The organism is Mesorhizobium sp. C264A (assembly GCF_040324515.1).
Lineage (GTDB): Bacteria > Pseudomonadota > Alphaproteobacteria > Rhizobiales > Rhizobiaceae > Mesorhizobium.
Window position 1 is genome coordinate 807,925 of the sequence record NZ_JAMYVY010000002.1, and the last position, 21,392, is coordinate 829,316.

The 21,392-nt window shown below is 63.0% G+C and carries 22 protein-coding genes and 1 riboswitch; of the genes, 9 read left to right on the forward strand and 13 right to left on the reverse strand.

All coding sequences use genetic code 11. The features are described from left to right. The first annotated feature begins 34 nt into the window (after window positions 1-34). The 5 genes from NKL04_RS22875 (at window position 35) to NKL04_RS22895 (ending at window position 3,695) form a co-directional block, all read left to right on the forward strand. Window positions 35-1,201, forward strand: a complete 1,167-nt coding sequence (locus NKL04_RS22875) for a diphosphate--fructose-6-phosphate 1-phosphotransferase (protein WP_023819473.1) — start codon at window positions 35-37, stop codon at window positions 1,199-1,201. Continuing rightward, the gene (locus tag NKL04_RS22880) at window positions 1,201-1,965 is read left to right on the forward strand and encodes an MBL fold metallo-hydrolase (protein WP_031209742.1); all 765 of its coding nucleotides are present in this window, start codon (window positions 1,201-1,203) and stop codon (window positions 1,963-1,965) included. The genes NKL04_RS22875 and NKL04_RS22880 overlap by 1 nt, the downstream gene beginning before the upstream one ends. A 22-nt stretch (window positions 1,966-1,987) precedes the next feature. Then, window positions 1,988-2,212, forward strand: coding sequence for a PDZ domain-containing protein (locus tag NKL04_RS22885; RefSeq protein ID WP_023702519.1), 225 nt, complete (start codon window positions 1,988-1,990; stop codon window positions 2,210-2,212). A gap of 134 nt (window positions 2,213-2,346) precedes the next feature. Continuing rightward, the gene (locus NKL04_RS22890) at window positions 2,347-2,958 is read left to right on the forward strand and encodes a sulfite oxidase-like oxidoreductase (RefSeq protein WP_023684287.1); all 612 of its coding nucleotides are present in this window, start codon (window positions 2,347-2,349) and stop codon (window positions 2,956-2,958) included. After that, the gene (locus NKL04_RS22895) at window positions 2,955-3,695 is read left to right on the forward strand and encodes an FAD-binding oxidoreductase (RefSeq protein ID WP_023702520.1); all 741 of its coding nucleotides are present in this window, start codon (window positions 2,955-2,957) and stop codon (window positions 3,693-3,695) included. The genes NKL04_RS22890 and NKL04_RS22895 overlap by 4 nt, the downstream gene beginning before the upstream one ends. A gap of 45 nt (window positions 3,696-3,740) precedes the next feature. Here NKL04_RS22895 and NKL04_RS22900 read toward each other — a convergent pair whose 3' ends face one another. From NKL04_RS22900 to NKL04_RS22935, 8 genes are all read right to left on the reverse strand, one after another. Beyond that, the gene (locus NKL04_RS22900; RefSeq protein WP_023702521.1) at window positions 3,741-5,207 is read right to left on the reverse strand and encodes a nucleotidyltransferase family protein; all 1,467 of its coding nucleotides are present in this window, start codon (window positions 5,205-5,207) and stop codon (window positions 3,741-3,743) included. Further along, window positions 5,207-5,899, reverse strand: a complete 693-nt coding sequence (locus NKL04_RS22905; RefSeq protein WP_245260052.1) for a glycosyltransferase family 2 protein — start codon at window positions 5,897-5,899, stop codon at window positions 5,207-5,209. The genes NKL04_RS22900 and NKL04_RS22905 overlap by 1 nt, the downstream gene beginning before the upstream one ends. Next, a complete protein-coding gene (locus NKL04_RS22910; RefSeq protein ID WP_023668879.1) occupies window positions 5,884-6,636 on the reverse strand; it encodes a glycosyltransferase family 2 protein in 753 nt (250 codons plus the stop codon). Before NKL04_RS22910 ends, NKL04_RS22905 begins: the two co-directional genes overlap by 16 nt. Before the next feature lie 33 nt (window positions 6,637-6,669). Beyond that, window positions 6,670-7,413 carry a glycosyltransferase family 2 protein gene (locus tag NKL04_RS22915; protein ID WP_023668880.1) on the reverse strand — a complete coding sequence of 248 codons (744 nt, stop codon included), beginning with the start codon at window positions 7,411-7,413 and terminating at the stop codon, window positions 6,670-6,672. Then, window positions 7,410-8,459 (reverse strand): hypothetical protein, encoded by a 1,050-nt coding sequence (locus tag NKL04_RS22920; protein ID WP_023702522.1) that lies wholly within the window; start codon window positions 8,457-8,459, stop codon window positions 7,410-7,412. The genes NKL04_RS22915 and NKL04_RS22920 overlap by 4 nt, the downstream gene beginning before the upstream one ends. Before the next feature lie 152 nt (window positions 8,460-8,611). Beyond that, window positions 8,612-9,034, reverse strand: a complete 423-nt coding sequence (locus tag NKL04_RS22925; RefSeq protein ID WP_023696905.1) for a PqqD family protein — start codon at window positions 9,032-9,034, stop codon at window positions 8,612-8,614. A gap of 161 nt (window positions 9,035-9,195) precedes the next feature. Then, entirely contained in the window at window positions 9,196-10,296 is a 1,101-nt protein-coding gene (locus tag NKL04_RS22930; protein ID WP_023690258.1) for an FAD-binding oxidoreductase, read from the reverse strand. Window positions 10,297-10,333: 37 nt separating this feature from the next. Next, the gene (locus NKL04_RS22935) at window positions 10,334-11,581 is read right to left on the reverse strand and encodes an aromatic ring-hydroxylating oxygenase subunit alpha (RefSeq protein WP_023702523.1); all 1,248 of its coding nucleotides are present in this window, start codon (window positions 11,579-11,581) and stop codon (window positions 10,334-10,336) included. 117 nt (window positions 11,582-11,698) lie between these two features. Further along, a riboswitch (cobalamin riboswitch) is annotated at window positions 11,699-11,900 on the reverse strand. A 499-nt stretch (window positions 11,901-12,399) separates the two neighbouring features. On the opposite strand from NKL04_RS22935, the gene NKL04_RS22940 reads away from it, so the two are divergent. From NKL04_RS22940 to NKL04_RS22950, 3 genes are all read left to right on the forward strand, one after another. Beyond that, entirely contained in the window at window positions 12,400-12,606 is a 207-nt protein-coding gene (locus tag NKL04_RS22940; RefSeq protein ID WP_023668885.1) for a DUF680 domain-containing protein, read from the forward strand. Window positions 12,607-12,671: 65 nt separating this feature from the next. Then, entirely contained in the window at window positions 12,672-12,875 is a 204-nt protein-coding gene (locus NKL04_RS22945; protein ID WP_023702524.1) for a DUF680 domain-containing protein, read from the forward strand. Window positions 12,876-12,946: 71 nt separating this feature from the next. Next, window positions 12,947-13,180, forward strand: coding sequence for a DUF680 domain-containing protein (locus NKL04_RS22950; protein ID WP_023668887.1), 234 nt, complete (start codon window positions 12,947-12,949; stop codon window positions 13,178-13,180). Between the two features lie 72 nt (window positions 13,181-13,252). Here the strand turns inward: NKL04_RS22950 and NKL04_RS22955 are convergent, their stop codons facing one another. The 5 genes from NKL04_RS22955 to NKL04_RS22975 all read right to left on the reverse strand — a co-directional run bounded on the left by NKL04_RS22955 (window position 13,253) and on the right by NKL04_RS22975 (window position 19,862). Continuing rightward, window positions 13,253-14,365: an ABC transporter ATP-binding protein gene (locus tag NKL04_RS22955; protein ID WP_023668888.1), complete on the reverse strand. Its 1,113-nt coding sequence runs from the start codon at window positions 14,363-14,365 to the stop codon at window positions 13,253-13,255. A 66-nt stretch (window positions 14,366-14,431) separates the two neighbouring features. Beyond that, entirely contained in the window at window positions 14,432-16,096 is a 1,665-nt protein-coding gene (gene bglA, locus NKL04_RS22960) for a beta-galactosidase BglA (protein WP_031198273.1), read from the reverse strand. Window positions 16,097-16,101: 5 nt separating this feature from the next. After that, window positions 16,102-17,256: a carbohydrate ABC transporter permease gene (locus NKL04_RS22965; protein WP_023702525.1), complete on the reverse strand. Its 1,155-nt coding sequence runs from the start codon at window positions 17,254-17,256 to the stop codon at window positions 16,102-16,104. Window position 17,257: 1 nt separating this feature from the next. Next, window positions 17,258-18,271 (reverse strand): carbohydrate ABC transporter permease, encoded by a 1,014-nt coding sequence (locus tag NKL04_RS22970; protein ID WP_023668891.1) that lies wholly within the window; start codon window positions 18,269-18,271, stop codon window positions 17,258-17,260. A 235-nt stretch (window positions 18,272-18,506) separates the two neighbouring features. Further along, window positions 18,507-19,862: an ABC transporter substrate-binding protein gene (locus tag NKL04_RS22975; RefSeq protein ID WP_023684298.1), complete on the reverse strand. Its 1,356-nt coding sequence runs from the start codon at window positions 19,860-19,862 to the stop codon at window positions 18,507-18,509. Window positions 19,863-20,227: 365 nt separating this feature from the next. Here NKL04_RS22975 and NKL04_RS22980 point away from each other — a divergent pair, with 365 nt between their 5' ends. Next, window positions 20,228-21,250 (forward strand): substrate-binding domain-containing protein, encoded by a 1,023-nt coding sequence (locus NKL04_RS22980; protein ID WP_023702526.1) that lies wholly within the window; start codon window positions 20,228-20,230, stop codon window positions 21,248-21,250. Window positions 21,251-21,392: the final 142 nt, after the last annotated feature.

Consider the following 21,392-nt stretch of genomic DNA (forward strand, 5'->3'; position numbering starts at 1 on the left):
GCCTTGAAAACCACAGCGCCGGGAGAGATCGAGCATGGCTGGAACGTTTGTCATCGCACAGGGCGGCGGCCCGACCGCCGTCATCAACCAGACGGTTGTCGGGGCCACGCTGGAAGTCCGCAAGCGCCATCCCGGCGCCAAGGTGCTGGGCTCGCTCCACGGCGTGCGCGGCATTCGTGACGGCAACTATGTCGACCTCTCCGCCATCCCAGAGGACCGGCTGCGGCTGATCGCCGGCACGCCGAGTGCCGCGCTCGGCTCGACGCGCGACAAACCGGATGCCGCCTATTGCGAGGTCATCCTCAAGGGCCTGAAGAAGGCCGGCGCCGACGCTTTCATCTACATCGGTGGCAACGACACGTCGGGCACGCAGCAGATTCTGACCGACGCCGCCGGCGGCAGCATTGCTTTCGTCCATGCGCCAAAAACCATCGACAACGACCTCGAGGAAAACGACCACACGCCGGGCTTCATCTCGGCGGCCGAATTCGTCGCCGGCGCCTTCCTGTCCGTCGATCTCGATTTCCGCGCATTGCCCGGCATCTATGTCGGCATCGTAATGGGTCGGCATGCCGGCTTCCTCACCGCGGCGGCTGCAGCCTGGCAGCTCGATCCCGACAGCGGCCCGCATCTGGTCTACGTGCCGGAACGGCCGTTCTCCGCCGCCGGTTTCATCGACGACGTGCGCGCCACGCTCGACCGCCACAAGCGTTGCATCGTCGCCGTCTCCGAAGGAGTCAGCACCGCCGACGGCAAGGCGCTGGTCGAAAGCCTGGTGCCGCCGGACAAGCTCGAGCGCGACGCGCATGGCAACGTCAAACTGTCGGGCAGCGACCTGCCGTCAGCTCTGGAACGTGCGCTCGCCGAAGGCCTGCCGGGCAAGCGCGCCCGCGTCGATGCGCTTGGCTACATGCCACGCGGCTATGTCGGCGCGATCAGCGCCGTCGACGCGCGGGAGGCTTTCGACGCCGGCGCCTTCGCGGTTGCCGTTGCCGGCGAAGGCGGTGGCTCGGTGGCGCTGCAATATGACGGCACGAGAACCGTGCTGAAGAAGGTGCCGCTGAAGAACGTCGCCGGCAAGACGCGCCATATGCCCGACGATTTCATGAAGCCCGATGTCAACCAGCTGTCGGAAGCGGGCATGGCTTACCTGAAGCGGCTGGTGCCGGAAAAATACAAGGTGGGAAAGCCCTTCGTCTGATGGGCGGCCGTTTTGGCGGCACCCGTTTTGGTGGCGAGCGCGTTGTCGGCGACTGGTTCGGCAAGACGATCATCGACGACCGCACGACGATGCTGACCGAGCCGTTCGTGCATGATTTCGTGCGCGCCAACATCTGGCATTTCAGGGGACGCGACGCCGACCTGCTGGTCGACACCGGCATGGGCATCTGCCCGCTGGCGCCTGAGATCGACACGCCCGAGGGCAAGCCGCTCATTGTTGTCGCCACCCACATCCATCTCGACCATGTCGGCTCGCTGCACGAGTTTCCGCTGCGCGCCGGGCCGCGGCACAGTGCCGAGCATTTCGAGACCATGAACGATCAGGTGACCTACGCCTACATGTTCAACAATCTCGACGGCGCCGTTTCGAAATTGCCGGCGCCGGGCTGGACGGCGGCCGACTACAAGATTCCGCCGGCGCCGCTGACGCGCACGCTGGACGAGGGCGACATCGTCGACCTCGGCGACCGGCAGTTCCGCGTCCTGCATCTGCCCGGACATTCGCCGGATTCGATCGCTTTGTTCGACGAGGCAGACGGCCTGTTCTTTGCCGGCGACGCCATCTACGATTCCACGCTGATCGACGACCTGCCGGATTCCTCCCGGCCTGATTATCGCCGTACCATGCAGCGGCTCCTTGACCTGCCTGTTCGCCTCGGCCATGGCGGCCATGGGCCGAGCTTCGACGGCAACCGGATGCGCGAGATCGCCACAGCCTATCTCAGGCGCACCGGAGGCCTCTGACGACATTGGGATTGGAACCAGCGTGGCCGCCGTGGTCGAGCGCGTCAATCCGGACAAGGCAGCTGCCAATGCCGGCCTGCAGCCGGGCGACGTCATCGTCGCCGTCGACCGGTCGCCCGTGCGGGATGCGCGGCAAGCCAACCAGGCGATCGCCGAGGCCGGCAGATCGGGCCGGAAGTCGGTGCTGCTTTTGGTCGACCGGGGCGACGCGCAAATCTTCGTCGCCGTACCCTTCGCCGCCGGTTGAGTCATGATGCGGCGGGCTCGCTGAACGATCGGCAGGCCTGCCTCACGGCCCCGCCAAAATTCCTGTTGCCCGCCGCGACATCTTCGAGAACATTACGGCAGGCCGGCAATGGCCTGCTAAAAACGGACAGTCAAATGGTCACTCGCGGTTTTTCCTCCGGTCGAAAGCCTCCGACGGAGACCGATGCGCGCATTCCGCCCGGTCAGTATCTCGAACAGGGCTTTCCGGTGCTGTCGGCGGGGCCGACGCCGCGCGTGCGCACCGAGGACTGGTCGTTCACGCTCAAGCACGGGCCACGCCCGATCAAGAAGTGGAACTGGGCCGAGTTCAACGCGCTGCCCTTGACCAAGATGACGCGCGACATCCATTGCGTTACCGCCTGGACCAAGTTCGATACCGCCTGGCAAGGCGTGCTGGTCGACGACATCCTTGCCGATGCCGGCATCGAAGCGCCGACCGGCTTCCTGCTGGCGCATGGCTATGACGGCTATACCACCAACGTGCCGGCCAAGGATCTCACCGCGGGGAAGGCGATGGTGGCGCTGCTTTATGAAGGCAAGCCAATCACTGCCGACCATGGCGGCCCGGCGCGGCTCCTGGTGCCGCATCTCTATTTTTGGAAATCGGCTAAATGGCTGAACGGGCTGCAGTTCACCGAGCGCGACGAGCCGGGCTTCTGGGAATTGCGCGGCTATCACATCTATGGCGACCCGTGGCGCGAGCAGCGCTATAGCGGCGATCCATGAGCGAAGCGCCGCAATCTCCCTGGCAGACGGCGAAAATCACCCGGATCGAAAAGCGGACGCCACGCGTTACCAGTTTCTTCTTCGCGCTGTCACGGCCATTCGCCTATCGCGCCGGACAGCATGTCGATGTCAGGCTGACCGCGCCTGACGGCTACCAGGCACGCCGCTCCTACTCCATCGCCTCGGCGCCGGAGAGCGGCGCCACGATCGAGCTGGCGATCGAGAAGCTCGACGACGGTGAAGTCTCGCCCTTCTTCCACGACGTCGCCGCGGTCGGTGACGAGATCGAACTGCGCGGGCCGCTCGGCGGCCATTTCGTCTGGTCCGATGGGGATGGCGGGCCGCTGCTTCTGGTCGGCGGCGGCTCCGGCGTGGTGCCGCTGATGGCGATGGTGCGGCATCGAGCCTTGCGCAAATCGGCGGTGCCGGTGGCGCTGATGTTTTCGGTGCGGGTCTGGGACGAGGTGATCTTCCGCGACGAGCTGATCGGTCTCGGTGACCGCCGCGACGGGTTCGAGCTGGTGCTGACGCTGACGCGCGAGGCCGTACGGCGCCCGTCCGACTATTCGAGGCGCATCGACACGGCAATGGTCATGCAGGCGCTCACGCGGCTGCCGCGGCCGCCGGCGCTCGCCTTCGTCTGCGGGTCGAACGCCTTCGTCTCGGCGGCTGCCCAGGCGCTGATCGACGCCGGCATATCAGCGGAAATCATCCGCACCGAGCGCTATGGCGTCTGAGAGGGCCACAGTGGTTCACCGTTTCATGGAAACAGCCACCCGCTCTCAGGTGGGTGAAAACCTTGCCGACAGCAATTGGAACGGCAGCGCGCCATAGGCGGCGACTTCGGCCTCATTGTCCCAGTTGCGGAACTGGCGCGATGGCCGTGCCTCGATCACCAGAGGCCGGCCGGTGTCGTCCACCGTTACCTTGCCGCGAAAGCGCAGCACACGTCCGCCGCCGGCGCGGCTGATCACCATGGAACGCAGGCGGGCGACATGGCCGCCGCCGGCATTGATTTCCATCTCAATGCGGCGCCGGATTGGTGGAACGACGATCCTGACGGTGACGTCCAGCACCATCGCTCCAGTCCTGTCCGGACGCGGCAGGGGCTGGGAAAGTGCAAACGGCGCCGACGTCGCTCTTGCCTTGCGCAATGTCGGCCTGCCGCGCCAGACGGCGGGCGTCGGCTGCTGCAGGCGGCCCTTTTTGCGTTTGAGGCGCAACTGCTTGGCAAAGCCGCGCGACAGCCAAACGAGGCCGCCGAAATCGGTACGCGGCTTGGCCTGCAGCACCGAGGACCAGCGCGACAGGCCGGCGCGGTCGGCCAACTCAATCGTCTTTGCAAGTTCGGCCTCCGGCACCGCAATGCCGATCTCCAGGCAGAGATAGGAGAGCGCCACCGCCGCGGCGACGGCGAGGCCCCGCTTGGCGACGATGTCGCCGAACACGCCCCAATCGACTGCGCCACTCTCGATGGCGACCGCACAGTCAACCAGCCAGTCGCTGTGGGTGTGGGCATCGAGGCCGCCATGTGCGATGGCGAGCGCCATGCGGTCGGCCGGAGAGGGCACAAGCACGCGGACGCCATTGAAATCGGCTGACAGCGCCCGCTGCCAGATCGCCAGATCATCTTCCGCGCTTTGCTGCGACCCGTCATAAGCGAGCTGGTGCAGGTCGATGTCGCCGAAACTGCCCTTGAAAAAATTCATCGAACGCAAGGACGCCAGCCTGGTGCGCAGATATTGCGGACTGACGCCGGTGGCGATCTGCCAGTCGCGTTCGCTAAGCACATCGAAGGCGGCAATCATGGCCTGCGAGCGCACCAGTATGTCGATGTCATGCGCCACCCGGCCGCGCTGCGCCGACGCGTTGACGGCGATGCGGCTGGCGCCTTTGATAAGCATCACCGCGCAGCCGGCGTCGATCATGGCCTGTAGCGCCGGCTCGGCCTCGCGCGCAGCCAGTCGCGATTTGGTCCACAGCATCTTTTGCAGGCCGACAAGACGTGGATAGGCCGGATGCCCAGCGAGCTTGCGGCCGAACCTGTCGGAGATCGCGGCCAGCAGCCGATGCTCGCGGAAAGCAGCATGGTCGATATCGTTCTCGTCGAGCCAGCGCGCCGCATAGGCCCCGGCCGCCTCTTCATCGGGGAGCAATGCGGCCTTCAGCAACTGGTCGAGGCCGCCAGTGGGCCATGACCAACCATAGTCCGGAAACCGACGGCCGATACGGCGCATGGCATTGGTCATCAGTCGGCGCTCGCCTTTTTCGCTGCTCGCCTTTGCATGGCCAGCCTTACGACTTCGACATAACCGCGGTCGCGCACGGGGTCGCGTCCATAGGACATGCTGTCGGGCCGGATGCGGCGCAAGGTTAGGACATCGTCGAGCATGGCAAGCGCAAAGCCCGCCTCGCGGACACGGGCGATCCAGTCGACCATGTCGCCGCGACCGCCTTGCGGGTCGATGATCGGACCGACGGCCTCGGCTACCTCCCGGCGGATCATCATCGTCGTGCGCGACCAGCCCGCCACGGCCACGTCCTGTTGCACATCGGGCTTGTCATCGCGAAACGTCCGCCAGTGGGCAAAGACTCCTGCCGTCGCGGGAAACCGCTCGAAATGCTCCAGCTGCCTTTCGATCTTGGTCGGCAGCCACAGATCGTCCGCATCGAGCGTGGCGACGAAGGGCGTCGCCAGCGCGGCGATGCCCCTGGTGGTGGCGCTGCCTGGTCCGGCATTGTCCTGGCGCAACACCTGCACCGGCATGCCCAGCGCATTGACCACCGCGACCGTATCGTCGGTCGAGCCGTCATCGACGACGATTATGGCGTCGGGCTGGACCGTCTGGGCCGCGACCGATCGCAGCGTCTCGGCGATGGTGGCGGTCGCGTTGAAGGCCGGAATGACGACGCCGTAGCTGGCCATCACAGGAAACGCCAATTCGCAAGTTCCTTGAAATCGAAGATGCCGTCGACAGGGTGCAAGGAGCGGTCGGCCTCGCGCCGTTTCATCGACTTGTAGACGGCGCGCATGAATTCGCGAAAAGGAACATCGGCCTGCCTGGTCATGTTGCCGGGATGGCGCCGGTAATAGAGCGCAACAGTGTCGGGCATCGTGAATTTCGGACCGCTTTCGAAAGTGCGCAGCAGATAGTCGGTGTCCTCGGCCTGGTGGAAATCCTCGTCGAAGCTGCCGATGCGTTCGACCAACCGCCGGACGAAGATAGCGGGAGACAGGTGAATGCCGCGAACCGTCATCGAGTGGCTGTCGGCTGTCGGCTCCAGCGTATCGTCATCTATGTCGTCGACCAGCGTCATGCGCGAATAGGTGAGCTCGAGGGTGGGGTCTGCGTCGAAACAGGTCAGATCCGCCTTGAAGCGGCCCGGCGGGGAAATGTCGTCGGAATCGAGAAACGATACCAGCCCGGTCTGCGGCAGCAATTGCCGCAAGCCCGCGTTGCGTGCCCGCGTCACCCCGGCATTCTGCTGCTGGAAAAGGCGAATGCACGGCGCCTCCGCGATCAGCGAGCGCACGACCGCCACCGAACTGTCGGTCGAACCGTCATCGATAACGATGATGTCGAGATCGGCGGCATCGCGCTGCCTCAGCAGCGAGCGCAGCGCCGAGCCGACATGGCGTTCGCGGTTGTAGACCGGCATGATCACGCTCAGCTTCACGCACGCATTCCAGGCTGTGATCTATTCATTCTTTCACCACTCTGCCGGGCGCTTGATCTCGAAAAGCCCCTCGACCGGGCGCCGCGACGGATCGGCCTTGCGCCGCCGCAAGGATTTCTGAATCACACGCAGATATTCGCGCACCGCCACATCCCTTTGCTTGGTCAAATTGCCGGGGTGGCGCCGGTAGTATACCGCGACGGTGTCGGGAAAAATGTGCTTTGGGCTGGTTTCGAAAATGCGCAGCAGATAGTCGGCGTCTTCGCCCTGCCGGAACTCCTCGTCGAAAGCACCTGTACGGTCGATGAGTGCCCTGCGGAGTATCCCGGCGCTAAGGCTGACGCCGCGCACGGTGGGACCTGCGCCGCCCCGTGCCGGCTGCAGGGTTTCGTCGTCCATGAGATCGACGCGCGTCATCAGCGAGTAGGTCAGCTCGAGCGCAGGGTCGGCCGCGAACAGGGGTAGGCCAGCCTTGAATCGTCCAGCCGGCGAGACGTCGTCCGAATCCAGGAACGACACCAGTTCGGTTTGCGGCAGCAACTGCCTCAGCCCTGTGTTGCGCGCGTTGGCCACGCCCTGGTTTGCCTGCTGGAACAGGCGGATGCACGACGCTTCCCGCATGATGGCGCGGACTGCTTCAACGGAGCTGTCCGTCGAGCCGTCGTCGACAACGATGATATCGAGATCGGCATCGTCGCGTTGCCTGAGCAGGGACCGCAACGTCGAAACGACATAGATCTCCCGATTGTACACCGGCACAATGATGCTCAACTTCATGCAGCGCCCCGAAGGACGAAATCCGCAATCGTGCCGGCGATCTCGCGCGGCTCGGTCCCCAGCGACAGCCGGTAGCATGGCAGATCGCGGGTAAGCTCGCTGAAAAAGCGAAAGCCCGCTTCCCGCTCGCCCGGCATCTGCACGATTCCTGACGGGGCCAAGGCGATCATGGCATCCTTGCGCGATATGGGCATGACCGAGCTTCTCGCACCTCCCCTGATATGGGGCACTATCAAAGCAATAATGTCCAGACTTGCAGGAGGTGGTCGAGGCGCGATCTCGTCGATGCGAAAGGCATGCTTGCCTTGCCAGTTCAGCGGTTGGTACGACTTTAGCCGACCCTCCAGCTTCAGCCGCTTGAAGCCCTCCGGATCCTGCTTGAGCGTGGCAAACAGCGGATAGGCCGTCACGCCCTCGGTCCGGTCGATCAGCACATAGTCGTCGCCGACGCTATCGAGCCCATTGAGCAGGCCGGCGACGACTGTTCCCGATTTTCCGGCTCCCCCGGAGCCCGCCAGCAACACGCCCTTGCCATCGATGCCCAGCGTGCCGGCATGGGTAAGCCGCATGCCGCGCGCCGCATATTCCCAATGCAGGAAGGCGCGCAGCGGCGCCGCCTGTTCCCATGGCGGAAAGGCGTCGGCCGACATCATCAGCTGCGCCCCGACATGGCGTTGCGGATCATGGAACTGCCAGAAGTCGAGGTCATGATAGTAGCTGCCGCGCAATCCGGCCTCTTCCAGCCGGTTGGCAAAGGCATGATGGTTGTAATCGCCTCGGCCCCAGGTGGCCGGGGCGGGGACGCCATCGATGGCCGGGTGGGCGACGAAAATGCGGCAGCCGTCAGATGCAGACGGATTTTCCGGGGCCGGTATGAAGGCATGGCTCATGGCTTCCGCCAGCGTGCCATGGTCGAGGTGGACACTCAGGTCCAGTCCCGGCAACCGCACGCTGGCGGCAACGGGATAGAAGGCGGCGGCGCTTTCCGCGGCCGCCAGCACATGGCGGGCATAATCCGGCAGGGTTTGCAGCGTGATCAAAGGCATGTGTTGGTTGTTCAGCGTCCAGAATTGCGCCGGGTCGCCTGATGCATGTCGCTCGGGGTGGCCCCGGTTTTGAGACGACGACATGCATAAAATCAAAGATCTAAACCGCGTCGCCTGAGTCCGTTCAAACGCGACGCGCTTTAGGGAAACGATTATGCCTGTTTCACCGCCGGCCAGCCGAGAGGTTCCTCGACCTCATGGATCGGGTCGACAATGATGAGATCGGCAAGGTCGTCATGGACATCGACCTTGAGCGGCTCATTGCTGGCAGCAAGCGCAGACGACAGCTCGCCCGAAAGCGGTTGTGCCGGTGTTTCGGCTGGCGCAAGCAACCCGAAATCGAGCAGTCGGGCAACGAAGCTTTCGAGGTCGGCCAGGCTTATTTTTGCGGCGCCCGCGGCAGCTCCGACCAGCGCTTCAGTGGCGACGCCGGACGACAAAGCCTGCCAGACCCGGCTGCCGGAATCGGAAAAGCCGAAATACTTGCCGTTCGAAAGATCGAGAACGACGGCTTCGCCATCGAATGATTCGAAAACGATGTCCTTGCTTGCGACCGCGTAGACCCGCTGTTGCATCGCTGTGTCCCCCGTCCCATGCGCCCTGAAGGGATGCGCCGGCTTCACGGTCTGCCAAGCCCTTCCTAAGTGCGTCTAAATCACTTGGCCGTTGGTTGGCAAGACAAAGACCCGCGAATACAACGCCTGCGTCGGCGACCGTTGCGGCGAAGTCGACCGGCTCAAGCCTCGATTTCGAGCGCCGACAATGGTTTCGAGCAGCAGGCAAGGATAAAACCGTCATCGATCTCGTGGTCGAGGATGCCGCCATTGTGGCTCATCTCGACTTCGCCGGAGACCTTCTTCACCTTGCAGGTGCCGCACAGGCCGAACTCGCAGGCGGCGGGAATCCGCACGCCCGAGCTGCGCGCGGTCTGCAGCACGGTCTGGCCGGCGACGCAGCCGGCGTCGACCTCCGAAAGCGAGAAGCGGATCGGCGTCACGGCTTCGACAGGTGCAGCGATGCCGTCCTCGACCGGGGAGGCAAACGGCGCCGGAATTTCCTCCACCACAGGCGCGGCAAAGCTCTCCTGATGGTATTTCGTCATGTCGAAGCCGGCGGCATCCAGCATGCCGCGCACGGCGCGCATGAACGGATCGGGGCCGCAGCAGAAGATTTCGCGCTCGCGGAAGTCCGGAGCCAGCAAGGGCAGCCGGATCGCATCGATGCGGCCCATATGGCCGTACCAGCCTTCGCGGCTGGAACGTTCCTCGATCATGAAGCCGAGCGACAGGCCGGGCATATGGCCGCCGAGCAGTTCGAGTTCCTTGCGGAAGATGATCTCTTCGGCACGCCGCGCGCAGTTGACGAAACCGACATCGGTCCATGGCGCGCAGTCGTTCAGCCAGCGCAGCATCGACATCATCGGCGTCACGCCGGAGCCGGCGGAAATGAACAGGTATTTGGCCGCCGGGTGGCTGTGCAACGAGAAGTCGCCGGCCGGTCCGTAGGCCTTGACATGCGAACCGGGCACCAGATGGTCGAACATCCAGCGCGTGCCGATGCTGCCGGCCTGCGCCTTGATCGTCACCGCGATCGAAAACGGCCGCGATGGCGACGACGACAGCGTGTAGGTGCGCATCAGCGGCCCGTCCGGTGTCGGCAGTTCCAGCGTCAGGAACTGGCCCGGCTTGTAGCGGAACCAGGTCTGGTTGTCGGAGCGGAAGGTGAAGGTCTTGACGTCGGGCGCCTCGTCGCTGACGCCGATCACTTCCAGCACCTGCAGCCTATCGTTCCACGGCGCCATCTGGTCGAGATGGCGATAGAGCCCAAGATCCGTCATCGCATTCATCCTCTGGTCCCTCTTCGCCTGCTCCAGCTCACGCGACGCTGCGTAGCGCCGGCCGGCCGCCTTCGGCAAGGCGCGGGCCGATGAAGGCCGCGTACCATTCGACGAACTGGATCACGCCGCCCTCGTGCAGCTCCGAGTAGGGGCCGGGCTCATAGGCCGGAGACAGGATGCCGAAGGCGTTTTCCTCGACGATGCGGCGGTCCTGGTCGTTGGTCTCGGTCCAGACATGGGTGAGCTCCTCAAGGTTGTAGTCGACCCCCTCGACCGCATCCTTGTGCACCAGCCACTTGGTCGTCACCGCGGTTTCGGTGGCGCTGATCGGCAGCACCCGGAAGGTGACCGCATGGTCGATCAGGATGTGGTTCCAGGTCGTCGGATAGTGGTAGTGCATCAAGGTGCCGATGCGGTCGGCGGCAACAGTGTCGGACAGGTTCTTCGTCACCGCGCGCTTTCCCGACATCGTGTAGCTGACGGCATCGCGCAGCAGCGGCGCGCGGGTGGCGCGGTATTGCCCGGCCGGATCGATGCGGAACTTGCTCGGCAGGCCCGCCGCCTCGCATTTCGCCCAGTGCGCGAGCATCTCCGGGTCACTGTCGGCGCCCTGCACGCCGGTCACCGTCGGCGCTTCGGGGAATGTCTTGCACAGCTCCGGATGATTGCCGGCGCAGTGATAGCATTCGCGGTTGTTTTCCCAGACCAGCTTCCAGTTGCCCTTCTCGATGATGGTGCTCTCGAAGGCGACCTTGGCTTCATTCAGCCGGTGCGGCTTGAGGTAGGGCTCTATCATGGCGCGCATCGGCGCAAAGTCGGCAGGTTCTTTCGCCAGGCAGATGAAGATGTAGCCGCCGACGCTCTCGCAGGCGACGGGCTTCAGGCCGAACTGGCTCTTGTGGAAACCGTCGGCCATCTGGCGGGCAAACAGCAGCCGGCCGTCAAGCTCGTAGGTCCACTGGTGATAGGGGCAGACAAGCTTTGCCGCCATGCCCTTCTCAGTGTTGCAGACACGGCTGCCGCGATGGCGGCAGGAATTGTGAAAGGCGTTGATGTTGCCCTTCTGGTCGCGGACCAGCACCACCGGATAATCGCCGATCTGCACGGTGATATAGCTGCCGGGCTTCGGCAGTTCGCAATCATGGCCGATGAACAGCCAGTCGCGATACCAGATAAGCTCCATGTCGAGCTTGAAATAGTCCGGGTCGGTGTAGAAGGGCTGTTCCAGCGAAAAGCCTTGCTTGCGGCCGTTCAGGAGCCTCAGCATGTCGTTGCGCGTATCCATAGTTCTGTCCTCGTGGTTTAAGGACTGAACTTGGTGGTGATGGAGGAAGGATCGGACGCAGGCCGGCGCGGCGCCGGACATGCACTATCCACCTCTTGACCGCCCACCGCGATCAGTCGAGTCTATGCATCTCGGGCTGGTTTCCGGGCTCTGGAGTTGTCCTTGCGGACCATCGCGACACCTTCCCAGGCTGCTGCCCAGTGGTCTCCCGTTGCGACTTCAACTCCACCACCGTTGCGGGGGCAGCGCCGGATTCTGACCGGCTTCCCAATTCTCCGCTGCGTCGTCACGAAGCGGCACCTGAGATGCGATCATCTAATCACGGCAGCGATCGCGACGTCGGCATGAAAGCGACATCATATCCATGCGGCGCGACACGCGCGGCATACGCCCCGCCGACCACCGAAGGGCTGAGATCCTGTCTTGCGGCGCTATCATCGCCGTTTCGAATCGCTGCGGATCCAGTTCCGATCGGGGGCAAAAAGGGCTCAACGGTATCGAAAAGTTACTATTAGCAATCTCTAATCGAACCGAACGGTTCGTTTCTGTTGACAATGCGTGCAGGACGGTGTGAACGACGGCCCGGAAACCGACACCGGAGCGAACCACTCGGTTCGACATAAGCAACTGAAAACAATGCGATAAATGACCATAGAGGAACTTCCTGGCACAATTTCAAGGTGCAGGACCGTGGTCCACACGGAACAACTTCGTGATTGGAAACCAGCCTATGGCTTTCCCACATCGGGGCTGTCCGAACGACGCGAATTCCTCCCAAGACACGCCGCTAGACGGACAGACAAACTGGAGTACTAAAAATGAAAAAGATCATCCTCACTGCCGCAGCCGTTTTGGCGATCACCGGCAGCGCCTTCGCCGGTAGCGACAATTACGGTTCCAATGGTGCGAACCAGCCAGCCGTCTCGGTCGACAGCTCGTATACGGCTTCCATTCAGAAGCCGGCGCACGCTGACAAGCAGCCTGTCGTTCAGGGCGCCGACCGCGACCTCTACGGCAATCGCTGATCCCGACCAAAGAAGGGCGGCTAACCCGTCGCTCTCGGGATCCCAAAAAATTCAGGAGTATTGAAATGAAAAAGATCATCCTTGCTGCCGCCGCCGTTTTGGCCATCTCCGGCAGCGCTTTCGCCGGCAGCGACAACTACGGTTCGGACGGCGCCAACCAGCCTGCGATTACGTCGACCGATAGTGGCCATACGGCTTCGGTTGAGAAGTCGGCTCCAGCCGAGCAGGCGCCTGCCCACGGTGCCGACCGTAACCTTTTCGGCCGCTAAAAGCCGGTTTCCAGCACGTGGCGGGCTTATCCGCTGCAGCTGGCGGCATCAGAAAAATTCAGGAGACTAAAATGAAGAAGATCGTTCTTGCCACCGCAGCCGTTCTGGCTATTTCGAGCGCTGCCTTTGCCGGCAGCGACAATTATGGCTCCAATGGCGCCAACCAGCCGGCCGCTGCCGTCGACACCACCCGCACTTCGTCGACCGGCACCAACTCGGCGGTCTACAAGCTGCTGAACTCGTCGAACGACCAACAGAAGTTCGTTCCTCAGAGCAGCGACAGGGATCGGTTCGGCAACAACTAACAGCCGAAGCTTAAAAAAAGAGCGGCGGGCCTGGCCCGCCGCTCTTTTTCATGCCTGTACGACGCAGCTATCTCAAGCCGCCTTCACTTCCACCGGCTTGAGCGAGAAGGAGTGCCCATCGGCGTCGAAGATGTGCAGGTCCCCGGCATCCGCGGTCAGTCGCAGCTTTGCCCCGCGCTTGACCTCGACATTGCCGGGCAGCTTGGTCACCAACGGCAGGTCAGCGCGGCCGATATCGACATAGACAAGCTGCACCTCGCCGAGTTGCTCGACATAGTCTACCACGCCCTCGAAAAGATATTCCGCGCCGGTGGCGGCCGACAGATCCTCCGGCCGCACGCCGAAGCTGACTGCCGCACCCTTTGCTGACGCCGGCGTTGCGATCGGCACCGTTGCCTTGCGACCGCCGACATGGCTGACGATTGTCGGGTTGCCCGTCCTGTCGATTGTCGCCGGCAGGATGTTCATGGCCGGCGAGCCGATGAACTGGGCAACGAACAGATTGCCGGGCTTCTTGTAGAGGTCCATCGGCGTGCCGACCTGCTCGATATGGCCATCCTTCAGCACGACGATGCGGTCGGCGAGCGTCATCGCTTCGACCTGATCGTGGGTGACGTAGATCATGGTCGTGGCAGGCATCGATTCCTTGAGCTTGGCGATCTCGATGCGGGTCGCGACGCGCAGCGCCGCGTCGAGATTCGACAGCGGCTCGTCGAACAGGAACACTTTCGGATTGCGCACGATGGCGCGACCGATGGCGACACGCTGGCGCTGGCCGCCCGACATCGCCTTGGGCAGGCGGTCGAGATATTTGGTCAGCTGCAGGATTTCGGCGGCCTGCCGCACCCGCTTGTCGATCTCGGCCTTGCTTTCCTTGCCGATCTTCATCGAGAAGGCCATGTTGTCGTAGACGGTCATGTGCGGATAGAGCGCATAGGACTGGAACACCATGGCAATGCCGCGCTTGGAAGGCGGCACGTCGTTCACCACCTCGCCGGCGATCTTCAGCTCGCCGGAGGTGATCTCCTCAAGCCCGGCGATGGACCGCAGCAAGGTCGACTTGCCGCAACCCGACGGGCCGACGAAGACGATGAACTCGCCCGACTTTATGTCGAGGTCGATGCCGTGGAGAATGTGCAGATTGCCGTATGATTTCTTCACCTGTCTCAGCGTGACATCGGCCATAATTTCCTCCCAGTGATTTCCCTAGAGAACCTGGATTTCCTCAAAAAATCCAGTTTCGTCAAAAACTCAGTCGATGCGCCCGAACCAGGCGCCGTAGCCGCCGAGGCGGATGGAACCTGTGCCGGATTGTCCCGAAAAACCGTGCCCGGCCAATGGCAGCAGCGCCTGACCACCGAGATCGACCTCGGCCGGCTTGCTGGCCAGATTGAAGACGCAGACGATCTGCTCATTGCCCTCACGGCGGGTGAAGGCGACGGTGTCGCCCTCGCTTTCGATGAACTCGATGTCGCCTTTGGCCAGGGCCGGATGCTGGCGGCGGAAACCGAGAAAGCGCCGGTAGTGCTCGAGCAGCGAGGCCGCGTCGCCCTGCTGAACATTGACCGCTTGCGACAAGTGCTTGCCCGGCACCGGCAGCCAGGGCTTGGCCGTCGAAAAGCCGGCATTGCTGGCGGTTGCATCCCACACCATCGGCGTGCGGCAGCCGTCGCGGCCCTTGAATTCGGGCCAGAAGCGAATGCCGTAGGGGTCCTGCAGATCCTCGAACTGCAACTCGGCTTCGCCCAGCCCAAGCTCCTCTCCCTGATAGAGGCAGACCGAACCGCGCAGCGACATCAGCAGCGCCGAGATAACCTTCAGATAGGCGGCCGGGTCGGCCTCGTCGGCGGCCCAGCGCGAGGCCGGACGCATCACGTCGTGGTTGGAAAAGGCCCAGCACGACCAGCCGTCGCTGGCGACCTTGCCGAAGGCTTCCAGCACCTGGCGCACCTTGGCGGCGCTGATCTTTTCCGGCGCCAGGAAATCGAAGGAATAGCACATGTGGACGCGTTTGCCGCCGGCGGTGTAGGCGGCGACCACTTCCAGCCCACGCTGCGAATCGCCGACTTCGCCGACCGCGGCGGCCGCCGGATATTCGTCGAGCAGCGCCCGGAACCGTTCGAGGAAGGCAAGGTTTTCCGGCCGGCTCTTGTCGTAGATATGGTCCTGGTAGTTGTAGGGATTGACCGCAGGTGCTGTTTGGTCGTTGCGCTCTTCGGGCGGCAGCGGCGGATTGTTCTCCAGCCCCTGGCTGTGGAAGTAGAAATTGATGGTGTCGAGGCGGAAGCCGTCGACGCCGCGCTCCAGCCAGAAGCGGGTGACGTCGAGCAGCGCGTCCTGGACTTCCAGATTGTGGAAGTTGAGGTCCGGCTGCTCGGACAGGAAATTATGCAGATAATATTGCTGGCGGCTGGTGTCCCACTGCCAGGCCGAGCCGCCGAAGATCGACAGCCAGTTGTTGGGCGGCGTGCCGTCCGGCCTGGCGTCGGCCCAGACATACCAGTCGGCCTTGGGATTGCTACGGCTGGCGCGGCTCTCCTTGAACCATGGATGGTTGTCGGCGGTGTGCGACAGCACCTCGTCGATCATCACCTTGAGGCCGAGGTGATGGGCTTCCGCAACCAGCGCGTCGAAATCGGCGAGCGTCCCGAACATCGGGTCGACGTCGCAATAGTCCGAGACGTCGTAGCCGAAATCCTTCATCGGCGACTTGAAGAAGGGCGAAATCCAGATGGCGTCGACGCCGAGCGAGGCGATGTAGGGCAGCCTGCGGATGATGCCCTTGAGGTCGCCGATGCCGTCGCCATTGGAGTCCTGATAGGAGCGCGGATAGATCTGGTAGATCACCGCGCCCCGCCACCAGTCGCGATCGACGGCGAGATCGGGCTTCGAGGTCGCCTTCAAAGCGGCTTGCATAAGTCTCAACCTCCTTTGACCGAGCCGGCCAGCAGCCCGCGGACGAAATAGCGCTGCAGCGAGAAGAACACGATCAGCGGCACGATAATGGTGACGAAGGCCGATGTCGTCAGGATTTCCCAGTCGCCGCCGCGCGAGCCGAGCAGCGCGTTGAGCTTCGCGGTCAGCACGATCTGGTCCCCTTCGGTACCGAGGAAAACCATTGCCACCAACAAATCGTTCCACACCCACAGGAACTGGAAGATTGCAAAGGACGCCAGCACCGGGAAGGACAGCGGCAGCACGATCTTGACGAAGATTTCGAAATCGCTGGCGCCATCTATGCGCGCCGATTCCATGATCTCGCGCGGCAGGCCGGCAATATAGCTGCGCAGGAGATAGATGGCGAAGGGCAGGCCGAAGCCGGTATGCGCCAGCCAGATGCCGAGATAGGTTTTCGACGGCACACCGAAGAAGATGCCGACGCCGTTGTAGATCTTCAAAAGCGGGATCAAGGACATCTGCAGCGGCACGACCAGCAGGCCGATGATTGTGGCGATCAGCAAGGCGCGGCCGGGAAAACGCATCCACGCCAATGCATAGGCGGCGAAGGCGGCGATCAGGATCGGGATGACCGTCGCCGGGATGGTGACGGTCAGCGAGTTTATGAACGAGCGGCCGATGCCCTCCGAAAACAGCACGGTCTGGTAATTGTCGGTGGTGAATTTCGGTGGCGCCGACGAGGCGTAATAGACGCGCTGGCCACGGTCGCCTTCGAAAGCCTTGGGCGAACTCATGACGAACGTTCCGTCGGCATTGAGCTGCAAGGTCACGCCGTCGCCGAGATCGGCAGTGGTGCCGGCCGGATATTGCGTCGGTGCCGCCGACTTGACGCCGAAGGCGCTGATGTTGCGCGCAGCACCGTCGCCGAAGATATTGCCGGCAAGCACGAACTTGCCGTCCTTCTCGACCTGCGCCGAGGCCGGCGGCAGGCGGCCGGCTTCAGTCTGGCTGGAGCTGGAGAACGAGTTCCACCAGCCCGAGGCGATGATCTGGTCCTTGTCGCGCAGCGACGAGACCAGGATGCCGAGCGTCGGCACGGTCCAGATGGCGACGAAGACGAGCACGGCGATGTGGACGCCGAAGCGGCTGGCAAAGGACTTTCCGGTCGCGACGGCCATCTCAATGTCCTCCCGTCTCTTTGTTCGCCTGGCGGATGTTCCAGACCATGATCGGGATGACCGCGATCATGATGATGATGGCGATGGTGGCGCCGCGGCCGAAATCGCCGCCGCCGCGGAACATCCAGTCGAACATCAGATTGGCCAGCACCTGGCTGTTCCACTGGCCATTGGTCATGGTCAGCACGATGTCGAACACTTTCAGCACCAGGATGGTGATCGTCGTCCAGACCACGGCGATGGTGCCCCAGATCTGCGGCACCATGATCTTCCAGAAGATCTGGAACGGATTGGCGCCGTCGATGACCGCGGCTTCAAGCGTCTCTTCGGGGATGCCGCGCAACGCCGAAGACAGGATGACCATGGCAAAGCCGGTCTGGATCCAGATCAGGATGATCATCAGGAAGAAATTGTTCCAGAACGGCAGCGATATCCAGACCTGCGGCTGACCGCCGAAATACTGGATGATGGCGTTGAGCAGACCGATCTGCGTCTGGCCCTCGCCGCGATATTCGTAGATGAATTTCCAGATCACGCTGGCGCCGACGAAGGAGATCGCCAGCGGCAGGAAAATCAGGCTCTTGGCGATCGTGCCCCACCAGATCTTGTCAGTGAGCACGGCGATTATCAGCCCTAGAAAGGTGCAGGCGGCGGGCACCACCGCGAGCCAGATGATGTTATTCAGGATCGAGTTGCGGAACTCGCGGTCGCCGAACGCCCATTCATAGTTGGCGAAGCCGACAAAATGCTGGCCGCCGCGGTCGAGGAAGGACAGCCAGAGCGTCGCCACCACCGGATAGATCAGGTAGACGGTGAGGATGATCATCGCCGGGCCGACGAACAGCCACGGACGGACCAGTCCTTGCCGGCGCAGATTGTCGATGGCCGCAGCCCCGGCCACGCCGCGCGACGGGAATATCAGGTCGACCAGCTTGTTGGCGCCCCAGAAATAGGCGACGCAGCCGCCGACGCCGATGATGATGACAAAAATGGCCGATAAGATCTGAGCAGCCATGGGTCCCTCTTCCCTGCGCATGATCGGCCGGGCCTTGAACAGCCCTGGCGATGTGGCTCTGCGCCGATTTAAGTTATTCTGAAACGAACGAACGCAAATCGGTCCGGCGTAAGGCGCCGGTCGGATCCGGGCCATAGCGGCCCGGACCCAGTCTGTGGAGGAAGTCCTGAATTTGCCGCCAAAGCGGCTGATTACTTGGCAGTGGTTACTTGCCAGCTGACTGCTTGCCAGCTGACTACTTGATAGCGTCCCAGCTCTTCTGGATGTCGGTGGCGACATCCTGCGCCGACTTGCCGCCGACCAGATCGATCATGCCGGTCCAGAAGGCGCCGGCGCCGATCTTGCCCGGCATCAGGTCCGAACCGTCGAAGCGGAAGGTCGAGGCATTGGCAAGGATATCGCCCTGCTTCTTCAGCGCGTCGCTGGCATAGGCATCCTTGTTGACCGACTTGAGCGGGGTGACGAAGCCGCCCTGGGCCATCCAGATTTCATGTGCCAGCGGCATTTTCAGAAATTCGATGAACGCGCGTGCACCCTTCGAATCCTTGGTGATCATGGCCAGCGTGCCGGCGCCGAGCACAGGCGTGCCCAGCTCGGGCTTGGATGCATAGGGCGGGAAGTAGAAGAAGTCGGCGTCCTGTCCAACCTTTGTGCCTTCCGGGAAGAAGGTCGGGATGAACGATGCCTGATGGTGCAGGTAGCATTTCGGCGGCACCGAGAAGAGGCCCTTCGGGCTGTCGCGGAAGTCGGTCGCGGCAACCGCCTTGGCCCCACCGTCGACCATCTTGTCGTCGGTCGCGATCTTGCCGAAAATGTCGATGGCGTTGACCACCGCCGGATCGCTGAACGGGATCTCGTTCTTTACCCACTTGTCATACACGTCGGGCGTCTGGGTGCGCAGCATGATGTCTTCGACCCAGTCGGTCGCCGGCCAGCCGGTAGCGCCGCCTGAGCCGAGGCCGATGCACCACGGCGTGCCGCCGTCGGCGATGATCTTCTTCTCGAGGTCGGCGAGCTCTTCCTGGGTCTTGGGAACCTTGTAGCCGGCTTCCTCGAAATTGTCCGGCGAATACCAGACCAGCGATTTCACGTCGGCCTTGTAGGGGAAGGCGAAGAAGCCCGGCTTGCCGTCCTTGTCCTTGAAGGTGCCGAGATCGACCCATGACTGGCCGGCGCCGTAATTGTCCTTGATCCATTTGGCGGTGTCGTCGCCCAGCGGCGTCAAAAGGCCCTTGGACGCCAGATCCTGGATCAGGCCCGGCTGCGGCAGTACGGCGATATTGGGCGGGCTGCCGGCCTGGGTATCGATGACGATCTGCTGTTCGTAATTTTCCGACGAGGAGTATTTGATCTCGGCGCCGGTGGCTTCCTGAAAATATTCGAGAACAGTGCGAATGAGGCCTTCGTCCTCGCCGCGCCAGGGCCCGAAGATGGTCAGCGTCTCGCCCTTGAGATCGACCTTCTTCAGCTCTTCGTAATTGGCCCAGTTGAAGCGCTTGTCTTCCCCGGGCTTGAACTTCAGTTCGGCTTGCGCCGGCAGGGACAAGGCGAGCGTGGCAAACGCTGCGCCAAGCAGAAGCATCTTCTTCATCGGTATTCCTCCCAGTGTGGACACATACACCCGGGCGGAACCTCCATTCCGCCCGCCGACGCTGCAGGACTGTGACTCGTTCAGAAAGGAACCGCAACCTTTCGAAAGAGTCTTCCAAAGCGCTTTGGTCTTTTTGATCTCGCCATTGAATCGGCTGGAAGTCAAGAGGGCGGTGGGCTAATCGATTTAATTGCGGGCCGCAAGACTTGGTAAAGTGCACTGCAGCACAGTTTTACGGCGGTGCAGCACCGTATTAAGCTTCAAACTGGCCGGACCAGTGCGTATGGTCGACCAGTTCGGCCGCGCCCATTGTGGCGCCGCGTGGCTTCAAAATTAAAAGCGCTTTGAGGCTTGGAGGCCTCCCAGTGAACCTGAAGCAGCTCTCTCATATGCTGGCCCTGTCGCAGACAACGGTAAGCCGTGCGCTCAACGGCTATCCCGAGGTCAACGAGGAAACCCGCCGGCGTGTGTTGGATGCCGCCAAGCGCCACGGCTACCGGCCCAACCCGAGCGCGCGCCGGCTGGCGACCGGCAAGACGGGCATGATCGGGTATGTGCTGCCGACGGGCGCCTCCGTCGACATCGACCCGCATTTCGTCGAGTTCCTGTCGGGTCTCGGCGACTATGCCCGCTCGCACGAGCTCGACCTGGTGCTGTCGCCGGCCGATGCCGACGACCAGGAAACCACCTATCGCCGCATCGTCGCCAACCGCCAGGTCGACGCCGTCTACATCTCCTCGCCGCGCCCGGCCGACCGGCGGGTGGCGCTGGTCAACACGCTCGGCATTCCCTTCATCGTCCATGGCCGCAGCGAAGGCTTCGATTTCGACTACCCCTTCACCGACATCGACAATGAGGGCGGCTTCCACGACGCCGCCCGGCTGCTGGTTCAGCTCGGCCACCGCCGGCTGGCGCTGATCAATGGCGACGACCGCGAGACCTTCGCCATCCACCGCGAGCGCGGCATGCGCAGGGCGCTGGCCGCGAGCGGCCTGACGCTCGGCGAGCGCCATGTCTGTTCACTCACCATGACCGAGGAGAACGGCTACCGCGCCGCCAGGCGCCTGCTCGAACAGAGCGAGCGGCCGACGGCGATCGCCTGCTCCAGCCTGATCATGTCGCTCGGCGTCGTGCGCGCGGTGCGCGACCTTGGCCTGACCATTCCCGGCGACCTGTCGTTGATTGCCCATGACGACGTCTTTCCATGGCTGAAGCCGGAGAATTTTTCCGTGCCGCTGTCGACGACGCGCTCGTCGATCCGCCTCGCCGGCGCCCGCATCGCCGAACGCCTGGCAGCGCGCATTTCCGGCTTGGAAGAAGGGGCGCGAGGCGAGGTCTGGCCTGTCGACCTGGTGGTGAGAGGCTCGGTCGCCGGCGCGCCGGTTTAGGGATTAATCCAATTGCTCCGCTGGGCAAGTTCACCCATGTGGATGTTGCCCGCAGATAGATTGACTTCGTTGGGACAACGGTCTGCCTGGACCTGTCCTTGATTTGGCTTCGAGTGGGTGGCAACCAGTAAGCCAGAGCCAT

Excerpts from the sequence above, each read along its gene's own strand:
- NKL04_RS22935 (WP_023702523.1), bottom strand. The coding sequence starts at position 11,581 with ATGGATACGCGCAACGACATGCTGAGGCTCCTGAACGGCCGCAAGCAA.
- NKL04_RS22895 (WP_023702520.1), top strand. The coding sequence starts at position 2,955 with ATGAGCGAAGCGCCGCAATCTCCCTGGCAGACGGCGAAAATCACCCGG.
- NKL04_RS22955 (WP_023668888.1), bottom strand. The coding sequence starts at position 14,365 with ATGGCCGATGTCACGCTGAGACAGGTGAAGAAATCATACGGCAATCTG.
- NKL04_RS22890 (WP_023684287.1), top strand. The coding sequence starts at position 2,347 with ATGGTCACTCGCGGTTTTTCCTCCGGTCGAAAGCCTCCGACGGAGACC.
- NKL04_RS22950 (WP_023668887.1), top strand. The coding sequence starts at position 12,947 with ATGAAGAAGATCGTTCTTGCCACCGCAGCCGTTCTGGCTATTTCGAGC.
- NKL04_RS22875 (WP_023819473.1), top strand. The coding sequence starts at position 35 with ATGGCTGGAACGTTTGTCATCGCACAGGGCGGCGGCCCGACCGCCGTC.
- NKL04_RS22945 (WP_023702524.1), top strand. The coding sequence starts at position 12,672 with ATGAAAAAGATCATCCTTGCTGCCGCCGCCGTTTTGGCCATCTCCGGC.
- NKL04_RS22880 (WP_031209742.1), top strand. The coding sequence starts at position 1,201 with ATGGGCGGCCGTTTTGGCGGCACCCGTTTTGGTGGCGAGCGCGTTGTC.
- NKL04_RS22925 (WP_023696905.1), bottom strand. The coding sequence starts at position 9,034 with ATGCAACAGCGGGTCTACGCGGTCGCAAGCAAGGACATCGTTTTCGAA.
- NKL04_RS22965 (WP_023702525.1), bottom strand. The coding sequence starts at position 17,256 with ATGGCCGTCGCGACCGGAAAGTCCTTTGCCAGCCGCTTCGGCGTCCAC.
- NKL04_RS22940 (WP_023668885.1), top strand. The coding sequence starts at position 12,400 with ATGAAAAAGATCATCCTCACTGCCGCAGCCGTTTTGGCGATCACCGGC.
- bglA (WP_031198273.1), bottom strand. The coding sequence starts at position 16,096 with ATGCAAGCCGCTTTGAAGGCGACCTCGAAGCCCGATCTCGCCGTCGAT.
- NKL04_RS22915 (WP_023668880.1), bottom strand. The coding sequence starts at position 7,413 with ATGAAGTTGAGCATCATTGTGCCGGTGTACAATCGGGAGATCTATGTC.
- NKL04_RS22920 (WP_023702522.1), bottom strand. The coding sequence starts at position 8,459 with ATGCCTTTGATCACGCTGCAAACCCTGCCGGATTATGCCCGCCATGTG.
- NKL04_RS22970 (WP_023668891.1), bottom strand. The coding sequence starts at position 18,271 with ATGGCTGCTCAGATCTTATCGGCCATTTTTGTCATCATCATCGGCGTC.
- NKL04_RS22930 (WP_023690258.1), bottom strand. The coding sequence starts at position 10,296 with ATGACGGATCTTGGGCTCTATCGCCATCTCGACCAGATGGCGCCGTGG.
- NKL04_RS22900 (WP_023702521.1), bottom strand. The coding sequence starts at position 5,207 with ATGACCAATGCCATGCGCCGTATCGGCCGTCGGTTTCCGGACTATGGT.
- NKL04_RS22975 (WP_023684298.1), bottom strand. The coding sequence starts at position 19,862 with ATGAAGAAGATGCTTCTGCTTGGCGCAGCGTTTGCCACGCTCGCCTTG.